The following is a 24,021-nucleotide window of genomic DNA, read 5'->3' as shown; positions in this document are numbered from 1 at the left end:
TCCAGCCGAATCCGTCCCGGTATGTATCACCGGGCCGCACCTCCTGCTCCGGATGAGGACAGGTGGATGCGGTCGGTGACGACCATGGGTGCAACCGGACGACCAGGAGCGGCGCATGAGCACACCCGAGGGCACCTCGCGCCTCCGCGCGTACCTCGACCGGCACGCTCCACCGACGCCGTGCCTGGTGATCGATCTGCACACCGTTCGCGAACGCTTCGCGCAGCTCACGGCGGCCGTTCCCGGCACGCAGCTGTGCTACGCGGTGAAGGCCAACCCGGAACGGGAGGTCGTGCGGTTGCTGGTGGGGCTCGGCGCGAGCTTCGACGTGGCGAGCGTGGCCGAGATCCGGCTGTGCCTCGAGGAGGGGGCGCGTCCCGACCGGCTCTCCTACGGAAACACGATCAAGAAGCGCTCCGACATCGCCGCGGCGCACGCACTCGGTGTGCGCCTGTTCACCACCGACAGCCTGGCCGACGTCGAGCACCTGGCCCAGCACGCGCCGGGAGCGTCGGTGCTCTGCCGGATCGTCCTGCGCGACACCGGTTCGCTGACGCCGTTCGGCACCAAGTTCGGTTGCTCCCCCGAGATGGCCGTCGACCTGCTCACCCGCGCCACCGAGCTGGGACTGCACCCGGCCGGGGTGTCGTTCCACGTCGGCTCGCAGCAGCTCGACCCGGCGGCGTGGGAGGTCGGGATCGCGTTCGCCGCCGGGATCACCGCGAAGCTCGCGGCGGGCGGCGTCGCGCTGCCGGTGCTCGACATCGGCGGTGGGTTGCCCGGCAGCTACCGGCAGCAGGCCCCGCCCCTGAGCGACTACGTCGCGGTGATCGACGCGTCGCTGCTGCGGCACTTCGACGACGCCGGGCTCCCCCGGCCCCGGCTGCTGATGGAACCGGGACGGTTCCTCGTCGCCGATGCGGGCCTGCTGCGCAGCGAGGTGGTGCTGGTGGCGCGCAAGTCCGACACCGACGAGCACAGGTGGGTCTACCTCGACGCCGGGCGCTACAACGGCCTCGCCGAGACCGAGAACGAGTACATCGCCTACCGGCTCACCACGCCCGGTCGCGACGGCCCGACCGGCCCGGTGTGCCTGGCCGGGCCCACCTGCGACGGCGACGACGTGATCTACCAGCACACCGACTACCGGCTGCCACTGGACCTGCGGGCCGGCGATCACGTCGACATCCACAGCGCGGGCGCCTACACGGCCAGCTACGCCTCGGTGGCGTTCAACGGCTTCCCGCCGCTGCAGACCTACTGCATCCCGCTCGCCGATCCGCTCCCGGTCGGATCCTTCGCAGGACAACACGTCCTGGCCGAGCTCACCGGCGTCGACCCCGCGCTCCTCGACGACGAACCGCGCCTGCGCGACACGCTCGTCGCCGCGCTGGAGCAGGCCGGCGCCACCGTGCTCGAGGTCAGCTCGCGTCAGTTCGATCCGCAGGGCGTCACGGTGATCGCGCTGCTGTCGGAGTCGCACGCGTCGCTGCACACCTATCCGGAATGCGGCTCGGCGTTCGTCGACGTCTTCACCTGCGGGCAGCGCGCCGAGCCCGAGCTCGCCGTCCGGCTGCTCGCGGCGGCGCTGCACGCCCCCGACGTGCACACCCGCACCGTCCACCGCGGCAAGGAGCTCTCATGACCAGCACCCCAACAACGACGACCCAGACGACGACACGCATCCACGAGCCGATGGGGCCGGGCCTGACCCGGGTCTGGGAGCTCGAGGAGGTGCTCTGGGAGGGTGACACCGCGTTCCAGCACGTCGTGATCGCCCGCACCGCGCAGGGCGTCGCGCTGTTCTGCGACGACGACCGGCAGAGCACCGAGCTCAGCCAGCTCGTCTACCACGAGGCGCTGATGGTGCCGGCGCTCCTGCTGGCCGACCGGGTCGACGCGGTGCTCGTCGTCGGGTCCAGCGAGGGCGTGGTCTGCCAGCAGGCCGTGGCCGCGGGTGCGTCGCGGGTGGACCACGTCGACATCGACGAGCAGGCCGTGCGGCTGTGCGCCGAGCACCTCCCCTACGGCTACGCCCCCGCCGAGCTGGACCGCGCGGAGCAGGGCGACGGGCCGATCCGCGTCCACTACGCCGACGGCTACCGGTTCGTCGCCGAGACCCGGGACCGGTACGACATCGTGCTCGTCGACCTGCCCGACGAGCGCGCGGACGTCGACGCCCAGCACAACCGGCTCTACGGCACCGAGTTCCTGCGGATGTGCCGCGCGGCTCTGACGCCCGGCGGTGTCGTGGTCACGCAGGCGGGCTGCCCGACGCTCTGGCGCAACGACACGCTGCGGACGTCGTGGCGCCGGTTCACCGAGACGTTCGACACCACGGCCTACTACGGCTGCGACGAGCACGAGTGGGCCTACCTGTTCGGCCGCGCCGACGTCGTGGCCGACCCGACGGCGCTGATGATCTCGCGGCTGGACGCCTGCGGCTACCGCCCGGTCTCGATCGACGCCGCGGCGCTCACCGGCTGTTCGGTGCCGCCGTTCAGCGTGCGGCACGGGTAGCGGCCATGACCGCCGGGCTCGGCCGCGAGGTCCGGCGGGAGATCGTGGGTGCCATCGCCACGGTGGCCGTCGCCGGGCTCGGCACCGGTGCCACGGTGCCGCTGGTGTCGCTCAAGCTGGCGGCCACGGGCGTCGACACGGCCGTGATCGGGCTGATGGCGGCGCTGCCCGCCGTCGGGCTCCTGCTCGGTGCGCCGTTCGTCGGTGCATTCGCGCGCCGGATCCCACCGCGGCGGGTGCTGCTGCTGGCCGTGGCCGGGTCGGCGCTCGTGACGGTCCCGCTGGCCGGCGCGCCCGCGCTGTGGGCGTGGCCGGCGCTGCGCCTGATCAGCGGGGCCTGCACCGCGGCGCTGTTCGTGCTCGGCGAGACGTGGATCAACCAGGCCACCCCCGACCGGTTGCGCGGGCGCATGGTGGCCACCTACGCCACCGCGTTCACCGGCTGCCAGCTCGCCGGTCCGGGACTGATCGCGCTGCTGGGCTCCGAGGGCCCCGCTCCGGTCGCGATGGCCGTCGCGGCCCACCTGATCGGGATCGGCCTGCTCGGACGCACACCCGGTGGACCGGTCCTGACCGGCCCGGCCACCGGCTGGGGGTTCGTGCGGCACCTGCGCCGGGCGCCTGCCGTGGTGGCGGCCGTCGTCGCGTTCGCGTTCTTCGACTCAGCGGTGCTGGCGCTGTTCCCGCTCTACGGCATGGCACACGGGCACTCCGAGCCCGCGGCGACGCTGATGATCAGCGCGATCCTCGCGGGCGACGCCGCGCTGCAGGTCCCGATCGGCTGGCTCGCCGACCGCTGGGGTCGGTCCCGCGTCCACACCGGTTGCGGCGTCACGGTGGTGCTGATCGCCGCGCTCCTGCCGGTTCTGATCGCGGCGCAGGCGCTGGGTTGGCCCGCACTCGTGCTGCTCGGGGCCGCCGCAGGCAGCATCGAGACGCTCGCGCTCGTCGCCGCGGGGAACCGCTACGCCGGGCAGCAACTCCTCGAGGTCAACGCGGGGCTGAGCGTGGTGTGGGCCGTCGGGAGCCTGCTCGGGCCGCTGCTCGGCAGCGTCGCGATCGATGCGGTCGGACCGGACGGGCTGATGATCGCGCTGGCCGCGGTCATGGCGGCCTTCGTGCTGGTGAACATCGGCACCCGCAACCCCTGACGCGCCCGGCCGGCGCGCCGGGAACTCGCGTTGCAGGAAAGCCACTTTCCTGCAATGTCGTTGCGGGAAAGTGGCTTTCCTGAGCCTCCCCACGCGACGGCCTCCCGCTGGCGGAGACCCAACCGGAACGCACCCAGCGCCCCGCGCCGGCCCCGTTGCAGGAAGGTGGCAGTGGCCTTGCCGCAAGAATCTTGCGGCAAGGTGGCCCTCCTGCAATGCGGAGAGCCTGCCTCGCGCCGGGCGAGTGATCAACGCGCACAGGTTCCGGCTGGATCATGAGCCAGTGCGCGCTCGGCGGCGAACGCGGTGATCAACCGCAACGGGGCCAGCGCGGGCGCACGCTTAACCGGGCTGCGTTGCGCCGCCACCCCGGGGCAGGATGCGCCGATGACCGTCATCGCCGTGCCCTTCCACCTCGACGAGCACCTCGCCGACCTCGCGCTCCCGGTCACAGCCGACCGGACGCTCACCCCCGATCTCCCGGCCGGCACCCCGTGGGAGCGCATGGCGGAGCTCTACGAGCAGGTCGCGGCCGCCGTCGCGGAGGAGGCCGGGGCCGGGCGCGTCCCGATCGTGGTGTCGGGTGACTGCACCACCTCGCTCGGGGTGGTCGCCGGGCTGCAGCGTGCCGGGAGCGCCCCGTCGCTGGTCTGGTTCGACGCCCACGGCGACGTGCAGTCCCCCGAGACGTCGGCGTCGGGCTACCTCGGCGGGTTCCCGATCCGGCAGCTCGCCGGCGGCGCCGACCGCACCGTGGCGGAGCGCATCGGGCTGCAGCCCGTCGCGCAGGAGGACATCGTCCTCGTCGACGGGCGCGACCTCGACCCGCCGGAGGCCGACTACCTCGCGGCGTCGGCGATCAAGCACGTCGCCGTCGGCGCGATCCCGGTGCCGGCCGGGCCGCTCTACCTGCACCTCGACTGCGACGTGATCGACCCGCAGGACCTGCCAGGCCTGCTGTTCCCGGTGCCGGGCGGGCCCCGCCTCGGCACGGTCGCCGAGGCGGTGCGGGGTGTGGTGGCCGCCGGATCGGTGGCCGCGATCGGCATCGCGTGCACCTGGAAGGTCGGCAGCGGCGCCGAGCAGGTGGTGGCCGCGCTCGTCGGCGAGCTCGCGACGAGCGAGTAGCCGACTACGCGTGTGCCGATCGGCCCTCGCCAGCACGCTGCTGCCATGGGGGTCCGGGGACGTCTTGCCGCACTTGTCGTGATCGTCGGGGTCGTGCTGGCGGGGTGCGACGACCCACGCGTGGCCGCAACGTCCGGGGGCGGCGGCACCCCGGCCGTGTCGACCTCCGTCGCGAAGGTCACGCCGCCGGGATGCTCCGCTGCCACCGGCCGGGCCGGGTCCCGGCTGCCCACGTTCGACCGGGCGACGGCGCGGACCGACATCGCGGTCAAGGCCAACCCCTGCTTCGACCCCGTCGGCCTCGCCGCCGAGGCACTCGGGATCGTGCCGCCGAACTGGCGCGCGAAGATGCCCGCGTACGTCGACCGGATCGAGCGGATCGCCGGGAACCTCGCCACGATCAACGACGTCGTCAAGTGCGGCTACGAGAACGACCGGCTGGCCATCGGCATCTACCACCAGCCGAAGTGGGTGTACTCGGTCGGCATGGTCGCGGTGGTGCGGGGCACCTCGGGCGCCGCCATCGACGCGCTGCAGTGCTACCTCGAGAGCCTGTTGGGATTCGACGCCCCGCCCACGCAGCCACGGGGCGCCCCGGCGCAGCCCTCGATCCAGCCGTGCGCGGGCTACCGGGCCGAGGAGAGCGCCGTCGACGGCCAGTTCTACACGGTGCTCTGGGCCGGTTCGACGGACTGGATGTGCACCGCCCTCACCGCGAAACTGCAGCGCTGACGGAACTTGTCGGTGCCCCGGCGCATCATGAACGGGTGACAACGGCGCTGCAGGGCTTCTCCCCCGCCACCCAGGCGTGGTTCTCGGGCGCCTTCGTCGCGCCCACGGCCGCGCAGGAGGGTGCGTGGGCCGCCGCGCAGGCCGGGCGCAACGCGCTGGTCGTCGCCCCCACCGGTTCGGGCAAGACGCTCGCGGCGTTCCTCTGGGCGCTCGACCGGCTCGCCTCGGAGCCGGCCCCCGCCGAGGTCAAGCACCGCTGCCGGGTCCTTTACGTGTCCCCGCTCAAGGCGCTGGCCGTCGACGTGCAGCGCAACCTGCGCTCGCCGCTGGCCGGCATCCGCCAGGCGGCGCAGCGGCTCGAGCTGCCGGTCCCCGACATCACGGTCGGCATGCGCACCGGCGACACCCCGGCCGACGAGCGGCGGCTGTTCGCGCGCACCCCGCCCGACGTGCTCGTCACCACGCCCGAGTCGCTGTTCCTCATCCTCACCTCGGCCGCGCGCGAGTCCCTGCGCGGCGTGCAGACGGTCATCGTCGACGAGGTGCACGCCGTGGCAGGCACCAAGCGCGGCGCGCACCTGGCGCTGTCGCTGGAGCGGCTCGACGAGCTGCTGGAGAAGCCCGCACAACGCATCGGGCTCTCCGCCACGGTCCGCCCGCTCGACGAGGTGTCCACGTTCCTGGCGGGCAGCCGCCCGGTGGAGGTGGTGCAGCCGAAGGCGAGCAAGACGATCGAGGTCACCGTCGAGGTGCCGGTGCCCGATCTCGCCGCGCTCGACGAGCGGCCCGCACCCGGCAGCTCCGACGAGGAGGTCATCGGGTCGGCGGCGGGCACGGCGCAGCGGCCGTCCATCTGGCCCGCGGTGGAGCGGCGGCTGCTGGAGCTGGTGCGCGCCCACCGGTCCACCATCGTGTTCTCCAACTCGCGGCGCCTGGCCGAGCGGCTCACGGCCAAGCTCAACGAGCTCGCCGCCGAGGAGGTCGGCGAGGCGGTCGTCGATCTGGATGCGCCGTTCCCCGCCGAGGCAGTCGGCCAGTCCGGCATCGGCAACGGCGCCCCGGCCACCGTCGCCAAGGCCCACCACGGGTCCATGTCGCGCGAGCAGCGCACCCAGGTCGAGGAGGAGCTCAAGGCCGGGCTGCTGCCGTGCGTCGTGGCCACGTCCAGCCTGGAGCTGGGCATCGACATGGGCGCGGTCGATCTCGTCGTGCAGGTGGAGGCGCCGCCCAGCGTCGCGTCCGGCCTGCAGCGCGTCGGTCGCGCCGGCCACCAGGTCGGGGCCGTGTCCCGCGGGGTGGTGTTCCCGAAGTTCCGGGGCGATCTCGTCTCGTGCGCCGTGGTGGCCGAGCGCATGACGATCGGGGCCATCGAGTCGATGCGCTACCCGCGCAACCCGCTCGACGTGCTCGCCCAGCAGATCGTCGCCATGGTCGCGCTCGAGCCGTGGTCGCTCGCCGATCTCACGCGCGTGATCCGCCGGGCCGCCCCGTTCGCGGCACTGCCCGACTCCGCGCTGCACTCGGTGCTCGACATGCTCGCCGGGCGCTACCCGTCGGAGGAGTTCGGCGAGCTGCGGGCCCGCATCACCTGGGATCGGGTCACCGATCAGCTGCAGGGCCGCCCCGGCGCGCAACGGCTGGCCGTCACCTCCGGTGGCACCATCCCCGATCGCGGCCTGTTCCTCGTCATGACACCCGGCGGGGCCGACGGCGCCGGCTCGCGCGTCGGCGAGCTCGATGAGGAGATGGTCTACGAGTCCCGTGTCGGCGACACGTTCCTGCTCGGCACGTCGAGCTGGCGCATCGAGGACATCACGCACGATCGCGTGATCGTCACGCCGGCGCCGGGGCAGCCCGCGCGCATGCCGTTCTGGAAGGGCGAGTCGATCGGGCGGCCGCTGGAGCTGGGCCGGGCGGTGGGCGCGTTCGTCCGCGAGATGTCGGCGCTTGCCGACGAGCCCGCCCGCGAGCGGGCCACCGCTGCCGGGCTCGACACGTGGGCCGTCGACAACCTGCTCGCCTACCTGCACGAGCAACGCGATGCCACGCGGCACGTCCCGAGCGATCGCACCGTGCTGGTGGAGCGCTTCCGCGACGAGCTGGGGGATTGGCGGCTCGTGGTCCACTCACCGTTCGGCGCCAAGGTCAACGGGCCGTGGGCGCTCGCCATCGCCGCGCGCATCCGGGAGCGCCGCGGCGTCGAGGTCCACGCCGCGGGCGCCGACGACGGCATCGTGCTGCGCCTGCCCGCTCTGTTTGATTCCTCTGGCATGGACGACGCCGGCGCCGAGATCGTGCCCACCGCCGAGGACGTCGTGCTCGACCCGGCCGAGATCGAGCAGCTCGTGGTCGCGGAGCTGGGCGGCTCGTCGGTGTTCGCCTCGCGGTTCCGCGAGTGCGCGGCCCGGGCGCTGCTGCTGCCCCGGCGCGATCCGAAGCGGCGCAGCCCGCTGTGGCAGCAGCGCCAGCGCGCGTCGCAGCTGCTCGCCGTGGCCGGGCGCTACGAGCAGTTCCCGATCACGCTCGAGGCCATGCGCGAGTGCGTGCAGGACGTCTACGACCTGCCCGGGCTGCGCGCGCTGATGAGCGACATCCAGTCCCGCAAGGTCCATGTGGTCGAGGTCGCCACCCCGGCGCCGTCCCCGTTCGCGCGCAGCCTGCTGTTCGGCTACGTGGGCATGTTCCTCTACGAGATGGACGCCCCGCTGGCCGAGCGCCGGGCCGCGGCGCTGTCGCTGGATTCCACGCTGCTGGCCGAGCTGCTGGGATCGGAGGCCATCCGGGAGCTGCTCGATCCGGAGGTGCTGGCCGAGGTCGAGGCCGCATTGCAGCGCCTGGCCCCGGAGCGCCACGCCCGCGACATCGAGGGCGCCGCCGATCTGCTGCGGTTCCTGGGCGATCTCTCCGAGGCCGAGGGCGCCGCGCGGGGCATCGCCCCGGAGTGGTTCACCGAGCTCGAAGCCACCCGCCGGGCCATCCGGGTGCGCATCGCGGGCGCGGAGCGCTGGCTGGCCATCGAGGACGCCGGGCGGGTGCGTGATGCGCTCGGCGCCGCGCTGCCGGTCGGTGTCCCCGAGACGTTCACCGAGCCCGTCGCCGATCCGCTCGGCGACATCGTGCTGCGCTACGCCCGCACGCACGGCCCGTTCCCCGCCGCCGACTGCGCGGCCCGGTTCGGGCTGGGTGTCGCGGTCGTCGCCGGCGTGCTCGACCGGCTCGTGGGCAGCGGACGGCTGGTCCGCGGCGAGCTGCGGCCGGCGAGCGAGGGCATCGAGTACTGCGACGCCGAGGTGCTGCGCAGGCTGCGCCGCGGGTCCCTCGCCCGGCTGCGTGCCGAGGTCGAGCCCGTGGAGCAGCGCGCGCTCGGCCGGTTCCTGCCCGCGTGGCAGGGCGTGCAGGCCGCGGTCGTGAGCACGTCGGGTGATCGACGCGGCCGGATGCGCCGCGCCCCGGGCCCCGACGACGTGCTCAGCGTCGTCGAGCAGCTCGCGGGTGCCCCGCTGCCGGCCAGCGCGCTGGAGTCGCTGATCCTGCCCGCGCGGCTGCCCGGTTACACCCCGGCGATGCTCGACGAGCTCACCGCGGCGGGCGAGGTCACCTGGACCGGCTGCGGCCCGCTGGCCGGCAGCGACGGCTGGCTGGCCGTGGCACCGTCGGATGTCGCCGATCTGCTGCTGCCCGAGCCCGATCCCGAGGTTGCGGGCACGCCGCTGCACCGAGCCGTGCTGGCGGCGCTGGGTCTCCCGGATCCGGACGCCCCACCCGTCGGTGGCGGTGCCCTGTTCTTCCGGCAGCTCGCCGATCAGGCCGGACGCACGCTCGTCGACGCAGGAGATCCGACGCCCGCCGACGGCGCCGTCGTCGACGCGATCTGGGATCTGGTGTGGGCCGGGCTGCTCACCAACGACACGCTCACCCCGCTGCGCGGGCGACTCGGGGGTGGCCGCGGCGCCCACAAGCCCCGCCGCGCAGCGCCGCGCGGGCGCTACGCCCAGTTGCGCGCCGGCCGTCCCGCCATGCCCAGCCGCAGCGGACCACCTTCGGCAGGCGGACGCTGGGCGCTCGCCGTGCCCCGCGAGCCCGATGCCACCCGCCGCGCCCACGCCCGCGCCGAGGCCTTCCTCGAGCGCCACGGCGTGCTCACCCGGGGCGCGCTGGGCACCGAGCGGGTCAGCGGCGGCTTCGCCGCGGTCTACCGCGTCCTGCGCGCCATGGAGGATTCGGGCCGGGCCCGGCGCGGCTACGTCGTCGAGGGGCTCGGCGCGGCGCAGTTCGCCGTGCCCGGCGCCATCGACCGGCTGCGCTCCCTGTCCCGTCCCGATGGTGCCGATCCCGGCGAGGAGAGTGCCGGTCCGGCGCGCGTCGTGCTGGCCGCTGCCGATCCGGCGCAGCCCTACGGGGCGGCACTGCCCTGGCCTGCCACGTCCGGCGAGAGCAAGCACCGGCCGGGTCGCAAGGCCGGTGCGCTGGTGGTGCTCGTCGACGGCGCTCCCGTGCTGTACGTCGAGCGCGGCGGCAAGTCGCTGCTGTCCTTCACCGCCGAGCACACCGAGCTCGCCGCCGGCGCCCAGGCGCTGGCCGGGGCCGTGCACGAGGGCTGGCTGGGCACACTGGCCGTCGAGCGCGCCGATGGCGTCGGCACGCTGGGTTCGGAACTGGCCGAGGTGCTCACCGAGGCGGGCTTCCGCGTCACCCCCAAGGGGCTGCGGCTGCGCGCCTGAACGGCGTCACGCCTTGGCGAGCGCCGCCTCGACACCCTGTGCCGCCTTCGTCACCAGCGCCGACTGCGTGGCCTGGTTGGCCGGTCCCTTGGTCAGGATCGCCACCACGAACCGCTGGTTGGGGCCCAAGGCCCCCGTGGAGTGCAGGTACAGGTCGGATCCGTACCACATCCAGCCCTGCTTGGCGGCCACTCCGGTCGGCCGTGGCGGGTTGAGCAGGCCGAATGCCTGGTCGAAGCCGTCGGCGCCGGTGTCCTGGGCGTCCAGCAGCCCGTTCATGATCATGGTGCGGCTGTCGGAGGACATCGACGTCAGCATGTAGTTGTAGAGGCGCACCACGTCGCGGGCGGAGATCCGCGCCTCACCCCACTGCGACGGGTCGTCGGGCGGGCTGCTGTCGGTGAGGTTGGCCAGCGCGATCGCCTGGGTCACCGTGTCGGAGCCGCCGAAGCCCGACCACAGCGCGTCCATCGCCTCGTCGTCGCTGCGTGACAGCGCCCGCTGGATCTCGTCGGTGACGTCGTCGGTCAACGTCACGTCGCCCGTCTCGACGCGGTGCAGGATCGCGACCACGGTGTAGAGCTTCACCACCGACGCCGAGTAGAACGGGGTGCCGCCGTCATCACCCATCTCGAGCTGACCGGTGGAGCGGTCGAGCACCGCCGCACCGATCTGGGTGGTGGTGCTCGACTCGTCGAGCGCGTTCACGGACTGCTCGGCGGCCACCACCGCCGCGCTCCCCGACCGGGGTGCCGCGGTGGCGGCGGCCTTCGCTGCCGGCGCGCTCTTGGCGGTGGTGGGCGCGGACGTGGCCGCAGCCACGGGGGCCGCAGTGGCCACGATGGGGCCTGCCGCGGCGGCCCGGCGGTTGACGATTGCGTGCGCAGTGCCCGTCAGACCGAGGAGCACGGCGGTCAGCACAGCTGCCGTGATCATCGGGTGGCGTCGAACCTTCATGTTCCTACTTACGATCACTGGACCCGAAACGTTCTCTTGACCAGGTACTTTCACATCATTTCGATCACTTCGGGCGAGCTTCACAGAAGCTTCATAGAAAACGGTCTTGCATCGGACGAATCGCTCGGATAGCACTCACGCGGTGCCCAACGAGATACCCGCCGACCTGCCACAGCCTGACAACGAGCAGGACCCGGTCCGGGATTCGGCCGCCGACGTCGCCGACGGAGTGATCGATGCCGCCGACGCCGGCAGCAGCTTCTGCAACGGGTTCGACGGTTGTGGCGGCTTCGACGGCTGCAGCGGATTCGACGGCTGCGACTGCGGTGGCTGCGACTGCAACCTCCTCCTGCGGGTCTCCACGCTGCTCGCACTCGCCGCGGTGCTGGTGCCCGCGCGGGGCGGTGGCGCACTGGTCCGGGCGCTGCTGCGCGGCTACCAACGCTGGTTGAGCCGGTTCACCCCGCGCTGCCCGGCCACCCCCAGCTGCAGTGCCTACGCGCTCGCCGCCGTCGAGGAGCTGGGCCCCCGGCGGGGGCTGCGCGCCGCCGCGCAGCGGGTGCAGGACTGCGGGCGGCGGCCCTAACCCGCGACCGCGACGGCCTCGACCTCCACGAGCTGGCCCTCGTAGCCGAGCACGGTGACGCCGAGCAGGGTGCTCGGCGCGTCGTGGTCACCGAAGCGCTCCCGCACCACGTCCCACGCCGCGGTGAGATCGGCGCGCGTGCTGCTGGCGACGTAGACGGTGGTGCGCACGACGTCGGTGAGCGTGGCGCCCGCGGCGCGCAGCGCCACCTCGAGGTTGTCCATAACCTGCCGGGCCTGGCCGGCGACGTCACCGAGCGCGACCACCTGGTCGTCGACGTCGATGGGGCAGGCACCGGCGGTGTGGATGAGCCGCGCGTCGGCGGGCACGACAGCCGCGTAGGCGTACGGGACGGCGTCGGTGAGGGTGCTGCTGCGGACGAGTTCGACGGGCATCGGGGCAGCCTGCCGCGTTCGTCGGGCCGCAGCCATCGGGTTTCCGACGCGTGGCGGATGCCACCCCGGTCGCGTCCGGCGAAGGATGGACGGTAGATCCCCGAAGCCATGGAGGACCCATGAGTTACGCCTTCGATCCCGAGATCGCCGCCGGGATCGCCCTGCTCCCCACCCTCGACTTCGCGAACTTCACCCAGGCCCGGATCGCGATGAGCGAGCGGTTCAGCCAGCTCGAGGCCCCGGACACCACCGGTGTGGACGTCCGGGACGAGCTCGTGCCGGGCCCGGACGGCGCACCGGACGTCCCGGTCCGCATCTACACGCCGCACCGGCGCACCGTCGCGGCCGCGATCTACGACATCCACGGCGGCGGCTTCGTGATCGGCGGCATCGAGAACGACCACGCGGCCAACCTTCGCTTCGCCCGCGAGCTCGGCGTGGTGGTGGTGGCGGTGGACTACCGGCTGGCCCCCGAGAACCCCTATCCCGCTGGGCTCGAGGACTGCCATGCCGGGCTCGTCTGGACCGCCAAGAACGCCGACACGCTCGGCATCGACGCCGACCGCATCGCCCTGCACGGCATCAGCGCCGGGGGCGGCCTCGCCGCGGCGCTGGCGCTGCTGGCCCGGGACCGCGGCGGCCCGGCGATCCTGTTCCAGTTCCTCGGCGTCCCCGAGATCGACGACCGGCTCGACACGCCCAGCATGCGGGCCTTCCTCGACACCCCGATGTGGAACCGGCCGCGCGCCGAGATCAGCTGGGACGCCTACCTCGGCGGGCCGGGTCGCCGCGGTGGGGCCGACATCCCGATCCACGCGGCACCCGCACGGGCCACCGACCTGTCCGGGCTGCCGCCCGCCTACGTCACGGCCATGCAGTTCGACCCGCTGCGAGACGAGGACATCGCCTACGCCCAGGCGCTGCTGGCGGCCGGGATCCGCACCGAGCTGCACGTGTTCCCCGGTACGTTCCACGGGTCGGCACTCATGCAGCAGGCGGCGGTGACGCAGCGCGAGATCGCCGAGTCGATCGCGGTACTGGGGCGCGCTTTCGGGATCTAGCGACAGCCTCAGTCCAGCGCCAGCCGCCGCGCGAGCAGCGCGAACCGGGCGCGGAAGCGGCCGTCCGGTTCGTCGAGGCGCCAGCCCAGCGCGCTCTCGACGTGGGCCAGCCGCGCCGCGACGGAGCTGTGGTGCAGGTGCAGCAGTGCGGCGGCCTGGCGCAGCGATCCGGTGCGGCAGAACGCCTCCAGCGTCGCGACGTCCGGTGCACCGGAGGCGGTGGCGGCGAGCGCGGCGAGCGCTACCACATCGGGTTGGGCACGCAGCCGCTCAGGTGGCAGCTCGGCGAGCAGCACCATCGAGCCCAACGCGTCGTGATCGGCCACCGCGTCGGCCGAGCCGTCGGCGACGGCGAACCGCACGGCGAGGCGCGCCTGCGCCCAGGAACGGCGGGCGGCCGCGCCCGGGGTGGCCCCGCCGATCCCGACGCGGACGGTCGGCACCGGATGCAGCTCGCCGGGGCCGCCCGCCACGAGCACCGCGGCCAGCCCGTCGATCACCGCGACGCGCACCGGGATCGTGCGCCCCAGCAGTGCGAGGGCTGCGGCTCGCGGCTCGGGTGCGGCGACGGCCACCACCCGCACCGGAGCCGCGGGGTCGAGCCCGAGCAACCGCAGTGCCCGGCCGCGGTCCTCCGGTCCCTCGCGCTCCGACAACACGAGCTCGACGAGAGCGGGGTCGGCCAGGTGCGGGGCGGGGCCGGCGAGCAGCCGGGCGCTGAGCGCGAACCGTTCCAGCACGAGGTCGTCGAACGGCCCGGGGCCACCCGGGCGATACAGCCAGACGCGGCCCGTGCCCGGCGCGAGCTCCATGCCACCCGACGGCGCCGGGGTGCCGGTGATCGCGGACCCGTTGGCGGCGAAGCGCAGCGGCGCCTCCCCCTGCCGCTCCAGCCCGGCCGGGCACTCCGCGAGCGCCGCGGCTGAGCGCACCAGCTCGGCAGCGGTGGCGCGGTGCTCGATCAGGCCGTCGAAGTAGGCGATGACGCGCACCGCGGTCTCCGCGCCGACATCGAGCGCCGACAACCGCAGCAGCAGCCCCTTCACCCGGTCCAGCGTAGGCGCTCGGGCCCCGTCGAGAACGTGGTTGCCGTGATCAACAGGCCCTGTTGATCACCGGAGGTACGTTCTCGACGGCCGGGCGTCAGCGGCGGCGCCTGCTGGGTCGCTGGCCCGAGGAGTTGCGGCGGGGCTTCGCCGACGCCGTGGCGCCGCGGGCTCCGACGGCGACGGTCGAGCGCACCACCGGCTTCGCACCCGGGCGCTTGCCCGCCGGCCGGGCCGCCACGGCGACCGGTTCCGGCAGCACCACCGCGGCAGGCTCGGGCTCGTTGCGGTGCACCAGCCACTGCTGCACGAGCGTCCAGACGTTGTTGGTCAGCCAGTAGAACAGGATCGCGATCGGGAGCTGGAAGAACAGCCCACCCACGAGCACGCCCAGCGGGAAGATCCACGGCGTCCACTTCGTGATCGACGCCATCGGCCCGTCGGCCGGCTGCTGCGACATCGTGACGCGGGCCGAGAAGTGGGTGGCGACGGCCGCGACCAGCATGAGCGGGATCGCCACGATCAGGACGTCGATGCGATCGACGCTCGCACCGAACGAGTCGAGCAGGTTCTGCGGCATGCTGACGTAGGACGACAGCGGCGCGCCGAACAGCCGCGCCTCCAGGAACGAGCGCACCTGGTCGGGCCCGAACGCGTAGTTCGCGATGGCGGCGTTCTGCTCGAACGACAGCCCGGGCCGGTTGAACGAGTGCAGCACGTGCAGCAGGCCGATGAACGCCGGCAGCTGCAGCAGCGCCGGCACCAGCGTGCTCATCGTGCTGACCTCGTTGGCCTTCTGCAGGGCGCGCGTCTCCTGCATCAGCCGGGCGGGATCGTCCTTGTGGTCCTTGCGCAGCTCGGCGATGTGCGGGGCCAGCACCCGCATCTTGCGGCCGGCCCGCACCCCCTTGAGGAACGGGCGGATCATCAGCGCGCGCAGCGTCAGCACGAGGAACATCACCGACAGCGCCCACGTGGCGCCGCTGGACGGGCCGAGCAGGAAGCCGAACACCTGGTGCCAGAACCACATGACACCGGACACGGCGTAGTAGATGGGGTCTAGCACGAGACACGCTCGAACGAGAGGTGAGAAGGCAAGGCGGAACTCCGAGAGCAGCCGGGACAGGACGCGTATCCGGCGGCGGGGAGCACGGGCGTGCTACACCGCCGGGAACAGCCCCGACGGCGCGCGTGAGCGGGTGTGGCCGGCAGCATCGGGATCACGCTGGCGGGGGACGGCCCGGCGGGCGAGCGCGCGGTGATGGTCGCGGGCCGCGATGGCGGGCCCGTAGACGGCCGTGGTGGGCAGCACCACCACGCCGTGGGCGGCCAGGCCCCAGGCGCACAGCAGCGCGCCCAGCACACCGAGCAGCAGTGAGGGCTCCGCGGCCGCGGCCGAGACACCCACGAGCAGCGAGCCCAGCAGGAGCAGCGCGGCGACCGGTGCGAACACCCATCCGGAACGGCGGGACGCGAACGGCAGGCGTGCCGCGAGCATCCGGACCCGATCCATACCCCGCAGGGTACCGGAAACCCGCTGGCCCCGATCCCGGCCGACCGTCATCGTCGTGGGGTGCACATCGTGGAACCGGCGGAACTCCCGGCACTGCGCCACCGGTTCGCTCCGGAGCGACCAGGACCGATGATCTTCGAGCAGGTCGTGGCCTCGGGGCTCGGGAGCTGCCGCACCGACCGGCGCCAGTACCCACGGGTCGTGATCGCGGAGATCGCCGGCAACTACGCGCTGCGCGGCGACCCCGCCCACCTGCCGGCCGGCTCCGGCATCAGGGGCCTCGTCGAGGCCTCGCCCGCGTGGCTGCCGGCCCTGCGGGCGATCGACCCGCAGCTCGGCGTGTGGAACCGCATCGTCCACGTCCTGCCCGACGCGGTGCCGACCCCGCCCTCCTCTGACGGCGTCCGGCTGCTCGGCAGGGCCGACACGGCCGCGATCGCCGCGCTGGACCGTTCCCTCGACTGGATCTCCGAGAGCTGGGGCGGCCCGGCCGGGCCGGCCGCGGCGGGCGTGGCCCGCGGCGCGTTCGACGGCGAGCGGCTCGTCGCGGTGGCGACACCGTTCTTCGTCGGCACCACGTTCGTCGACATCGGTGTGGTCACCGAGGAGGGCCATCGCGGGCGGGGCCTGTCGACGGCGTGCACCGCCGCCGTGATCGCCGACGTCCGCGCGGATGGGCAGCGCCCCTGCTGGACGACCTCACCCGACAACACGGCCAGCGCCGGGGTCGCCACCCGCTCGGGCTTCGTGCTCGACCGCACGGACGTCCTCTACGCGGTGGGCGTGCCGATCCCGGACTGACCGTCTCCTCAGCCGCCGATGGCGAACAGTCCACGCTGGTACCCCGCCGCCACCGCCGTCGCGCGGTCGCGCACCTCGAGCTTGGTGAAGATGTGCAGTAGGTGGGTCTTGACGGTGGCCTCGCTGATGAACAGCCTGCGGGCGACGTCGCGGTTCGTGCAGCCGTCCGCGACGATCGTCAGCACCTCCGGCTCACGGGCGCTCAACGCGCCGGCCAGTGGGATGCGGACCTGCCCCATCAGGCGGTCCGCGACGGCCGGTGACAGCACGGCCTCCCCGCGGTGCACGGCGCGGATCGCCCGCAGCAGCTCGTCGCGCGGGGAGTCCTTGAGCACCCCGCCCATCGTGGGCATCCGCAGACCCATCAGCACCACGTCCACGCCGACCGCGCCGCTCGCCGCACCCGTGCGGGCGGCCACCACAGCCAGCGGACGATCGGGTGATCGTCGACGATCACGACCTCGATCCGGGTCGTTGTCATGTCCGTTCCCTTCGCGGTACTGGTGTTCTGCCGGGCGCGCGGGCACGCTGGCGCTCAGCGCGGTGCCGTCGCCCGGCGCGCTCTCCACGGCGAACGTGCCCGATATGCGGCGCACCCGTCGTTCCATCGCGGCCAGCCCGAATCCGGTGCCGGCCGGCATCGCGACGTCCCTCGATCGCTCGAAGCCGATCCCGTCGTCGCGCACGTCGAGCACGACGACGTCGTCCATGTAGGACAGCGTCAGCCTCGCCTCCACCAACCGACCGGTGGGCCTCGGTCAGGCTCTCCCTGCCATCCGGGTACGAACGTCGAGCACACCCGCCTCCCGGGACCGCGCCACCAGCTTCGCGTGCAGCTCGGTGTTCTCCGCCATCGTCTCCGAGAGATGTGCGTAGGCCGATGCCAGCTCCTGGAGCATGCTGCGGCGGCGCGCGTTCAGGTCGGACACGAACGTGCCGTAGAACGTGAACGACCCCGCGATCAGCAGGTTCACGGCCGCGAGCAGGACGATCGCCAGCCCGGTGGTCGTGGTGACGGTGAGGTAGTGGCCGCCGGATGGCGAGCCCCAGATCTTGATCACCTGACGATCATCGCCCGCGCGGGGGCCCCGTCGGATCGACCGCGGCGGGGGATGCGCCCTCCACCGATCGGTGGGCGGCGCCCGCGCCCGCTACCGTTCCGGTGTGCCCGAAGGCGACACGGTCTACCTGGCCGGGAAGCGGCTGCGGGCCGCGCTGTCCGGACAGCGGCTGGTGCGCGGCGAGCTGCGACATCCCCGTCTGGTGCAGCACGACCTGGCCGGGCTCACCGTGGCCGACGTCGCGTCCGTGGGCAAGCACCTGTTCACCCGGTTCGACGACGGCCGCAGCCTGCACAGCCACTTCAAGATGGACGGCTCATGGCACCTCTACCGGCCGGGGATGGCGTGGCACCGACCGGGCCACGAGGCCAGGGCCGTGCTGGAGACGGCCGAGCGCGTCGCCGTCGGTTTCCTGCTCCACGACCTGGAGCTGCTGCCCACCGACCAGGAGGACCGGCTCGTCGGGCACCTGGGCCCCGACCTCCTCGATCCCACCTGGGGACCGGACCACGCCGCCGAGGCGCTGCGCCGGTTCACCGCCCGTGGCGCGTCGGAGGTGGGGTCGGTGCTGCTGGAGCAGCGGATGGTGGCCGGGATCGGCAACCTCTACAAGACCGAGGTGTGCTTCCTGATCGGCGTCTCGCCGTGGACGCTCGCCCGCGACGTCCCCGACCCGGTGGCGACCCTCGCGCTGGCCCGCGAGCTGCTGCTGCGCAACGCCGACCGGCCGCAGCAGTCGACCACCGGCGAGCTCGCCCGCGGCCGCGAGCACTGGGTGTACGGGCGGGCGGGGCGACCGTGCCGGCGCTGCGGCACCCGGATCCGGAGCGCGACGCAGGGCGACTCCGTCTACGCGCGGGTGGCGTACTGGTGCCCGCGCTGCCAGCCGGGGCCCGGGCCGGGCTGAGGCTGCCGTCCCGACGCGGCGCCGCCCCTCCGTCAGCCCGCACGTCAGTCAGCAAGGTGGCCTTCCTGACGTCAGACGTCTGCAGGGCCACCCTGCTGACCTTGCGGGCGGTGGCGGTGTCGTTGGTGGCGGGGCCGCTACCAACGACGACGCCGCCCGTCCCCCCAACGGGGAACGGGCGGCGTCGAGGTCGTGCTCAGGCGCAGCTCAGGCGGTGCCGGGCTGCTTCTGGGTGTTGATCTGCGGCGTGGCCGGGGCCGGGGCGTCGCCCGCCGTGACCTCGCCCGCGACCGAGCCGCCCCGGATCGAGGCTCGCAGCTGCTCGAGCCGCGCCGCACCGGCCATGTCGACCGTGGAGGCCTGGACCTCCAGCATGCGACCCTGCACCGAGTTGGACGCCAGCTCGGACGCACCGATCGCGTTGGCGTAGCGCCGCTCGATCTTGTCGCGCACCTCCTCCAGCGAGGGGGTGTTGCCCGGCGCCGCGAGCTCGCTCATCTGCTGCAGCGACTTGGCGGCCTGCTCCTGCATCTTGGCCTGCTCGAGCTGGCTGAGCAGCTTGGTGCGCTCGGCGATCTTCTGCTGGAGCATCATCGAGTTGCGCTCGACGGCCTGCTTGGCCTGCCCAGCAGCCTGGATCGACTGGTCGTGCAGCGTCTTGAGGTCCTCGACCGACTGCTCGGCCGTGACCAGCTGCGTGGCGAACGCCTGCGCGGACTGCTCGTACTGCCCGGCCTTGACCTCGTCGCCTGCGGCGCGGGCCTGGTCGGCCAGCACCAGCGCCTGCCGCGCTGCGGCCTGCGCCTTCTCGATGTCGCCGAGCTGCCGGTTGAGCTTCATCTCCAGCTGGCGCTGGTTACCGATCACCGCAGCCGCCTGCTGGGACAGCGCCTGGTGCTGTCGCTGGGCATCTTCGATGGCCTGCTGGATCTGCACCTTCGGGTCGGCGTACTCGTCGACCTTCGACGAGAACAGCGCCATCATGTACTTCCAGGCCTTCACGAACGGATTGGCCATCTCTTCCGCCTACCTCCGGGTGCCGTCTGTCACCGCCGTCAACAACGCCGTATGTATTCGCCGTCAGAAATAGGCCGTCGGTGCTCCTCGCCCCATCGTGGCACCGGATCGGCCCAGCTTCCACCGCATGTGGACGATATCGGGGATCTTCCGGAGGCCGCCGTCGGGGCGACCCCGAGATCAGGCTACCGAAAGTCACTGGTCCCTGACACGCAGCGACGCCCGCCGCGACCGCGGCGGGCGTCCCGGAAGAATTGTGGTAATCGGGCTCAGGCGGCCGCGCGTACGCCCCGGACGGGCTGCGGCATGGCGGGCGCCACGGGCTTCATCGGGGTGAGCGGCATCGCGGCCGGGACCGGGGTGGTGAGCGGCCCCGAGTTGGCGTCGATCGCACCGGCGAACCGCAGGTCCATGTGCCGCAGGCCCACCGGGCGCCGCGACCGCGTGGCGGTGGCGATCGTCTGGGCCATCGACTCGGCGATGGACTCGGCCGCCTCGGTGAGCAGATCGGGCAACGGGATGTCGAGTGCCTCGCAGATGGCCGCGAGCAGCTCGCTCGAGGCCTCCTTGCGCCCGCGTTCGACCTCGGACAGGTACCCGAGGCTCACCCGTGCGCGCCGGGACACATCGCGGAGGGTGCGCTTGCGCTCCGTGCGCGCACGCCGCAGGGTGCCGCCGATCGCCTCCCGCATCAGCACCGCCATGCGAACCTCCTCCTCGTGCACCGGACGCCGCCGCACCGCGATCAGCACAGCGGAGTCGGCGGCCGGTGAGATCACCGTACCGAGTTGCGGGCCTTCGCGTCGTGCGGCGCGGGGTCCGGTCGCGTCCGCCCACGGCGAACACGCCACCACGCAGCGTGAACTCTCAGGCTCTTCAGGACTGCGGGGCGCCCGATCGCAGCCTGATGGCCTGCAGGACGTAGTCCACCCCGGTGACGACCGTGAGCGCGATGGCCAGCGCCAGCACCGCCCAGCGCAGCACCCCGACGGGGCCGGCAAAACCGATCAGCTCGACGAGCGGCAGCAGGTAGAGCCCGATCGCGAGCGTCTGGACGAACGTCTTGGCCTTGCCGCCGCGGCTGGCCGGGATGACGCCGTGGCGCAGCACCACGAACCGCAGCACCGTGATGGCCACCTCGCGGCCGAGGATCACCACCGTGACCCACCACGGGATCTGGCCGAGCATCGACAGCCCGATCAGAGCGGCGCCGGTGAGCGCCTTGTCGGCGATCGGATCGGCGATCGTGCCGAACGTGGTGACCAGCCCGCGGCTGCGGGCCAGCTCCCCGTCGAAGCGATCGGTGATGGCGGCGAGCGCGAACACACCGAAGGCGGCGAGACGCCAGCTGGTGCTGGTGCCGTCCTCGGAGAGCAGGACCGCGACGAACACCGGCACCAGCACCAGGCGCACACCGGTGAGGATGTTGGCGATGTTCAGCAGCGGTGGCTCCGCACCCGCCGGGGAGCTCACCCGGAGTCCCGGCCCGCGCCGGTCCCTGCCGCGACCAGACCGCTGCGCGGGAGCTTCTCGAGCGGCGAGACCAGCAGGTCGGCGCCCTCGGTGCCGGTGACGACGGCGCGCACCAGATCGCCGGGCTCCAGGCCGGAACCCCGCTCGATGACGCACTCGCCGTCGACCTCGGGGGCCTGGTGGTCGGCCCGGCCGATGCACTCGAAGTCCTCGTCCTCGGCGTTCTCGACGAGCACCGTGACCTCGGTGCCGATGCGGTCCTCGGCCCGCTGCGTCATCAGCTCCTCGACGAGCTCGGTGATCCGCGAGACCCGCGCCGCGACCTCCTCGGCAGCGACCTTGCCGTCGTAGCCCTCGGCCTCGGTGCCGTCCTCGTCGGAGTAGCCGAACACGCCCACGGCATCGAGGCGCGCGCCGGTGAGGAACCGCTCGAGCTCCTCGACGTCGGCTTCGGTCTCGCCGGGGAACCCGACGATGACGTTGCTGCGGATGCCCGCCTCCGGCGAGATCGCCCGGATCCGCGCGCACAGGTCGAGGAAGTCCTCGGTGGAGCCGAACCGGCGCATCCGGCGCAGCACCGCGGGGCTGGAGTGCTGGAAGGACAGGTCGAAGTACGGCGCGATGCCCGGGGTTCCTGCGATGACCTCGATCAGGTCGGGCCGCATCTCGGCGGGCTGCAGGTAGCTGACCCGGATCCGGTCGATGCCCGGCACGTTGGTCAGGCGCGGCAGCAGCCGCACCAGCGCCCGCGTGCCACCGGGCAGGTCCTTGCCGTAGGAGGTGGAGTTCTCGCTGACCAGCACCAGCTCGCGCACGCCCTGCATGCCCAGCCAGGCTGCCTCGGCGACGACGTCGTCCGGCGGCCGGGACACGAAGGAGCCACGGAAGGACGGGATGGCGCAGAACGCGCATCGCCGATCGCATCCGGAGGCGAGCTTGAGGTTGGCGACCGGGCCGTCGGTGAGCCGGCGGCGGGCGAGGTTGGGCACCCAGGCGTGGCCGGGGATCTCGACGTCGACAGCGGCGGCCGGGCGCGCCACCGGGGAGATCGGCAGCAGCGTGCGCCGATCCACCGGGACGTGCGCCTCGGGCGCGTGGCCGCCGATGATGTCGCCGAGGCGCTCGGCCAGATCGGGGTAGGCGTCGAAGCCGAGCACGGCGTCGGCCTCGGGCAGCTGGTCGGCCAGCTCCTTGCCGTAGCGCTCGGCCAGGCAGCCGACCGCGACGACCTTGGCACCGCTGGCCTTCGCGACGTCGGACGCCGCGAGCAGGGTGTCGATCGAGTCCTTCTTCGCGTCGGCGACGAACCCGCAGGTGTTGACGACGATGACGTCGGCCTCGGCGTCGGCCTCGACCAGCTCCCAGCCGGAGCCCTCCAGGCGGCCTGCGAGCTCCTCCGAGTCGACCTCGTTGCGGGCGCAACCCAGCGTGAGCAGCGCAGCACGCCGTGGAGCGGACGCGGGACGCGCGCCAGTGTGGTGGGATTCGGGCACGGACACCAGGGTATCCGCCCGTGATGATCTCGTCCGTTTCCCGTGGGTCCGGCCGACCTCGATCCGCCCCGCGGCACCCACGGCATAGTCTTCTCCGCCGTGACTACCGTGGCCGTGAGGGCCGCCCGCACCGCCGACGTGACGACGATCAAGCACCTGGTCGACGGCTACGCGGGCCGGGTGCTGCTGGCGAAAGAGATCGTCACCCTGTACGAGTCCGTGCAGGAGTTCCTGGTCGCCGAGCTCGACGGCGAGGTCGTCGGCTGCGGTGCGCTGCACGTGTTGTGGGCCGATCTGGGCGAGATCCGCACGGTGGCCGTCGACCCGTCGGTCGTGGGCAGGGGTGTCGGCCACGCATTGGTGGGCGCGCTCATCGCCAGGGCCCGTGACCTGGGGCTCGACCGCCTGTTCGTGCTGACGTTCGAGAAGCAGTTCTTCAGCAGGCACGGCTTCGCCGAGATCGACGGCACCCCGGTGGAGCCGGACGTGTTCGCCGCGATGCTGCGCTCCTACGACGCCGGTGTGGCCGAGTTCCTCGACCTCGCCCACGTGAAGCCCAACACCTTGGGCAACGTCCGGATGCTGCTCAAGCTGTAGCCGCCGAACCGCGCCGGCCGGGTAACCTGCGGGAATGGCCGACGCGGAGCCACGGGTGCACTGGTACCGGCCCCACCCTGCCCTGCGGCCGTGGGTCAGCGTCTACACCGGCTTCCACGTGCCGGCCGGGCCGCCGGGCGTCCACCAGGGCGTGGCGTCGCCGCACCTGACGTTCCTGCTGTGTCTCGACGGCAAGGTCGAGATGCTGGCCAACGCCGATCGCAGCAAGCCGCCCGGCACGTTCGCGGCGATGGTCGGCGGGATGCACGACGGGCCCGCCGAGATCGCGCAGGGTGACGCGCAGACGGGCCTGCAGCTGCGGCTGACGTGGCGCGGTGCCCGTGCGCTGCTGGGTACACCCGCCGCGGAACTGGGCGGCGACGTCGTCGACCTGGCGGCGCTGCTGGGCCGGCAGAGCGAGACGCTGCTCGACCGGCTCGCCTCGGCCCCGCACTGGGCGGCCCGGTTCGCGCTCCTCGACACGGAGCTGGGCGTGCTGGCCGGACGGGCGCGCGGTGTCGACCGCGTCGCGCCCGAGGTCGGCCACGCCTGGGACCGGCTCGAGCGCAGCGGCGGCACGCTGCGCATCACCGACCTCGCCGCCGAGGTCGGCTGGAGCCGGCGCCACCTCGGCGAGAAGTTCCGGGCCGAGACCGGGCTGACGCCGAAGGCCGCCGCCCGCGTCATCCGGTTCGAGCGAGCGTGCGACCGGCTGCGCGGCCCGCAGCGACCGGCACTCGCGGACGTCGCGGCCGACGGCGGCTACGTCGACCAGGCGCACCTGGCCCGCGACTTCCGCGACCTGGCCGGCATCACGGCCACCGAATGGCTGGCAGTGGCCACGGCGTCATAGGCCCGTGGC

23 protein-coding genes and 1 pseudogene are annotated in these 24,021 nt (G+C 73.1%); 13 read left to right on the top strand and 11 right to left on the bottom strand.

Going from position 1 to position 24,021, the window contains the following annotated elements:
• Positions 1-115: 115 nt before the first annotated feature.
• From ACFPFQ_RS19010 to ACFPFQ_RS18980, 7 genes and pseudogenes are all read left to right on the top strand, one after another.
• Positions 116-1,267, top strand: a pseudogene (locus tag ACFPFQ_RS19010) (type III PLP-dependent enzyme); the annotation flags it as partial.
• A complete protein-coding gene (speD, locus tag ACFPFQ_RS19005; RefSeq protein ID WP_379620755.1) occupies positions 1,265-1,645 on the top strand; it encodes an adenosylmethionine decarboxylase in 381 nt (126 codons plus the stop codon). The pseudogene ACFPFQ_RS19010 and the gene speD, both read left to right, overlap by 3 nt.
• On the top strand, positions 1,642-2,520 hold the full coding sequence (locus ACFPFQ_RS19000; protein WP_379620564.1) for a spermidine synthase: 879 nt from the start codon (positions 1,642-1,644) through the stop codon (positions 2,518-2,520). Before speD ends, ACFPFQ_RS19000 begins: the two co-directional genes overlap by 4 nt.
• Before the next feature lie 5 nt (positions 2,521-2,525).
• Positions 2,526-3,671: an MFS transporter gene (locus ACFPFQ_RS18995; protein WP_379620562.1), complete on the top strand. Its 1,146-nt coding sequence runs from the start codon at positions 2,526-2,528 to the stop codon at positions 3,669-3,671.
• A 387-nt stretch (positions 3,672-4,058) separates the two neighbouring features.
• The gene (locus tag ACFPFQ_RS18990; RefSeq protein ID WP_379620560.1) at positions 4,059-4,799 is read left to right on the top strand and encodes an arginase family protein; all 741 of its coding nucleotides are present in this window, start codon (positions 4,059-4,061) and stop codon (positions 4,797-4,799) included.
• Between the two features lie 45 nt (positions 4,800-4,844).
• Positions 4,845-5,531, top strand: coding sequence for a hypothetical protein (locus ACFPFQ_RS18985; RefSeq protein WP_379620558.1), 687 nt, complete (start codon positions 4,845-4,847; stop codon positions 5,529-5,531).
• Between the two features lie 35 nt (positions 5,532-5,566).
• Positions 5,567-10,252: an ATP-dependent helicase gene (locus tag ACFPFQ_RS18980; RefSeq protein WP_379620556.1), complete on the top strand. Its 4,686-nt coding sequence runs from the start codon at positions 5,567-5,569 to the stop codon at positions 10,250-10,252.
• Positions 10,253-10,258: 6 nt separating this feature from the next.
• Here the strand turns inward: ACFPFQ_RS18980 and ACFPFQ_RS18975 are convergent, their stop codons facing one another.
• Positions 10,259-11,188, bottom strand: coding sequence for a serine hydrolase (locus ACFPFQ_RS18975; RefSeq protein WP_379620554.1), 930 nt, complete (start codon positions 11,186-11,188; stop codon positions 10,259-10,261).
• Positions 11,189-11,351: 163 nt separating this feature from the next.
• On the opposite strand from ACFPFQ_RS18975, the gene yidD reads away from it, so the two are divergent.
• Positions 11,352-11,795: a membrane protein insertion efficiency factor YidD gene (gene yidD / locus ACFPFQ_RS18970; RefSeq protein WP_379620552.1), complete on the top strand. Its 444-nt coding sequence runs from the start codon at positions 11,352-11,354 to the stop codon at positions 11,793-11,795.
• Here yidD and ACFPFQ_RS18965 read toward each other — a convergent pair.
• Positions 11,792-12,190: a RidA family protein gene (locus ACFPFQ_RS18965; protein ID WP_379620550.1), complete on the bottom strand. Its 399-nt coding sequence runs from the start codon at positions 12,188-12,190 to the stop codon at positions 11,792-11,794. The genes yidD and ACFPFQ_RS18965 overlap by 4 nt on opposite strands.
• Before the next feature lie 119 nt (positions 12,191-12,309).
• Between ACFPFQ_RS18965 and ACFPFQ_RS18960 the strand changes: the two genes are divergently transcribed.
• A complete protein-coding gene (locus ACFPFQ_RS18960; RefSeq protein ID WP_379620549.1) occupies positions 12,310-13,251 on the top strand; it encodes an alpha/beta hydrolase in 942 nt (313 codons plus the stop codon).
• Positions 13,252-13,259: 8 nt separating this feature from the next.
• Here the strand turns inward: ACFPFQ_RS18960 and ACFPFQ_RS18955 are convergent, their stop codons facing one another.
• The 3 genes from ACFPFQ_RS18955 to ACFPFQ_RS18945 all read right to left on the bottom strand — a co-directional run bounded on the left by ACFPFQ_RS18955 (position 13,260) and on the right by ACFPFQ_RS18945 (position 15,810).
• The gene (locus ACFPFQ_RS18955; RefSeq protein ID WP_379620547.1) at positions 13,260-14,297 is read right to left on the bottom strand and encodes a helix-turn-helix domain-containing protein; all 1,038 of its coding nucleotides are present in this window, start codon (positions 14,295-14,297) and stop codon (positions 13,260-13,262) included.
• Positions 14,298-14,394: 97 nt separating this feature from the next.
• On the bottom strand, positions 14,395-15,363 hold the full coding sequence (gene yidC, locus ACFPFQ_RS18950; RefSeq protein ID WP_379620545.1) for a membrane protein insertase YidC: 969 nt from the start codon (positions 15,361-15,363) through the stop codon (positions 14,395-14,397).
• A 93-nt stretch (positions 15,364-15,456) separates the two neighbouring features.
• Positions 15,457-15,810, bottom strand: coding sequence for a DUF6412 domain-containing protein (locus ACFPFQ_RS18945; protein WP_379620543.1), 354 nt, complete (start codon positions 15,808-15,810; stop codon positions 15,457-15,459).
• A 60-nt stretch (positions 15,811-15,870) separates the two neighbouring features.
• On the opposite strand from ACFPFQ_RS18945, the gene ACFPFQ_RS18940 reads away from it, so the two are divergent.
• Complete coding sequence (locus ACFPFQ_RS18940) at positions 15,871-16,611, top strand: GNAT family N-acetyltransferase (RefSeq protein WP_379620541.1); 741 nt, start codon at positions 15,871-15,873, stop codon at positions 16,609-16,611.
• An 8-nt stretch (positions 16,612-16,619) separates the two neighbouring features.
• Here ACFPFQ_RS18940 and ACFPFQ_RS18935 read toward each other — a convergent pair whose 3' ends face one another.
• Positions 16,620-17,348 (bottom strand): LuxR C-terminal-related transcriptional regulator, encoded by a 729-nt coding sequence (locus ACFPFQ_RS18935; protein WP_379620539.1) that lies wholly within the window; start codon positions 17,346-17,348, stop codon positions 16,620-16,622.
• 21 nt (positions 17,349-17,369) lie between these two features.
• On the bottom strand, positions 17,370-17,672 hold the full coding sequence (locus tag ACFPFQ_RS18930; RefSeq protein ID WP_379620537.1) for a hypothetical protein: 303 nt from the start codon (positions 17,670-17,672) through the stop codon (positions 17,370-17,372).
• A 103-nt stretch (positions 17,673-17,775) separates the two neighbouring features.
• Between ACFPFQ_RS18930 and ACFPFQ_RS18925 the strand changes: the two genes are divergently transcribed.
• Positions 17,776-18,579: a DNA-formamidopyrimidine glycosylase family protein gene (locus ACFPFQ_RS18925; protein ID WP_379620535.1), complete on the top strand. Its 804-nt coding sequence runs from the start codon at positions 17,776-17,778 to the stop codon at positions 18,577-18,579.
• A gap of 207 nt (positions 18,580-18,786) precedes the next feature.
• On the opposite strand, the gene ACFPFQ_RS18920 is transcribed toward ACFPFQ_RS18925, so the two are convergent.
• The 4 genes from ACFPFQ_RS18920 to rimO all read right to left on the bottom strand — a co-directional run bounded on the left by ACFPFQ_RS18920 (position 18,787) and on the right by rimO (position 22,562).
• The gene (locus ACFPFQ_RS18920; RefSeq protein ID WP_379620533.1) at positions 18,787-19,596 is read right to left on the bottom strand and encodes a PspA/IM30 family protein; all 810 of its coding nucleotides are present in this window, start codon (positions 19,594-19,596) and stop codon (positions 18,787-18,789) included.
• A gap of 269 nt (positions 19,597-19,865) precedes the next feature.
• Positions 19,866-20,300, bottom strand: a complete 435-nt coding sequence (locus ACFPFQ_RS18915; protein ID WP_379620531.1) for a helix-turn-helix domain-containing protein — start codon at positions 20,298-20,300, stop codon at positions 19,866-19,868.
• Positions 20,301-20,472: 172 nt separating this feature from the next.
• Positions 20,473-21,069 (bottom strand): CDP-diacylglycerol--glycerol-3-phosphate 3-phosphatidyltransferase, encoded by a 597-nt coding sequence (gene pgsA / locus ACFPFQ_RS18910; RefSeq protein WP_379620529.1) that lies wholly within the window; start codon positions 21,067-21,069, stop codon positions 20,473-20,475.
• Positions 21,066-22,562 carry a 30S ribosomal protein S12 methylthiotransferase RimO gene (gene rimO, locus ACFPFQ_RS18905; RefSeq protein WP_379620527.1) on the bottom strand — a complete coding sequence of 499 codons (1,497 nt, stop codon included), beginning with the start codon at positions 22,560-22,562 and terminating at the stop codon, positions 21,066-21,068. The genes pgsA and rimO overlap by 4 nt, the downstream gene beginning before the upstream one ends.
• A 99-nt stretch (positions 22,563-22,661) precedes the next feature.
• Here rimO and ACFPFQ_RS18900 point away from each other — a divergent pair, with 99 nt between their 5' ends.
• Positions 22,662-23,159, top strand: coding sequence for an amino-acid N-acetyltransferase (locus tag ACFPFQ_RS18900; RefSeq protein WP_379620525.1), 498 nt, complete (start codon positions 22,662-22,664; stop codon positions 23,157-23,159).
• 34 nt (positions 23,160-23,193) lie between these two features.
• Complete coding sequence (locus ACFPFQ_RS18895; RefSeq protein WP_379620523.1) at positions 23,194-24,012, top strand: helix-turn-helix domain-containing protein; 819 nt, start codon at positions 23,194-23,196, stop codon at positions 24,010-24,012.
• Positions 24,013-24,021: the final 9 nt, after the last annotated feature.

The organism is Pseudonocardia sp. GCM10023141, assembly GCF_042653605.1.
This window is presented reverse-complemented; position numbering and strand designations above follow the sequence as displayed.

Coding starts and splice junctions, on each gene's coding strand:
- ACFPFQ_RS19000 (WP_379620564.1), top strand. CDS start 1,642: ATGACCAGCACCCCAACAACGACGACCCAGACGACGACACGCATCCAC.
- ACFPFQ_RS18995 (WP_379620562.1), top strand. CDS start 2,526: ATGACCGCCGGGCTCGGCCGCGAGGTCCGGCGGGAGATCGTGGGTGCC.
- ACFPFQ_RS18990 (WP_379620560.1), top strand. CDS start 4,059: ATGACCGTCATCGCCGTGCCCTTCCACCTCGACGAGCACCTCGCCGAC.
- ACFPFQ_RS18985 (WP_379620558.1), top strand. CDS start 4,845: ATGGGGGTCCGGGGACGTCTTGCCGCACTTGTCGTGATCGTCGGGGTC.
- ACFPFQ_RS18975 (WP_379620554.1), bottom strand. CDS start 11,188: ATGATCACGGCAGCTGTGCTGACCGCCGTGCTCCTCGGTCTGACGGGC.
- ACFPFQ_RS18965 (WP_379620550.1), bottom strand. CDS start 12,190: ATGCCCGTCGAACTCGTCCGCAGCAGCACCCTCACCGACGCCGTCCCG.
- ACFPFQ_RS18960 (WP_379620549.1), top strand. CDS start 12,310: ATGAGTTACGCCTTCGATCCCGAGATCGCCGCCGGGATCGCCCTGCTC.
- ACFPFQ_RS18945 (WP_379620543.1), bottom strand. CDS start 15,810: ATGGATCGGGTCCGGATGCTCGCGGCACGCCTGCCGTTCGCGTCCCGC.
- ACFPFQ_RS18920 (WP_379620533.1), bottom strand. CDS start 19,596: ATGGCCAATCCGTTCGTGAAGGCCTGGAAGTACATGATGGCGCTGTTC.
- ACFPFQ_RS18915 (WP_379620531.1), bottom strand. CDS start 20,300: ATGGCGGTGCTGATGCGGGAGGCGATCGGCGGCACCCTGCGGCGTGCG.
- ACFPFQ_RS18895 (WP_379620523.1), top strand. CDS start 23,194: ATGGCCGACGCGGAGCCACGGGTGCACTGGTACCGGCCCCACCCTGCC.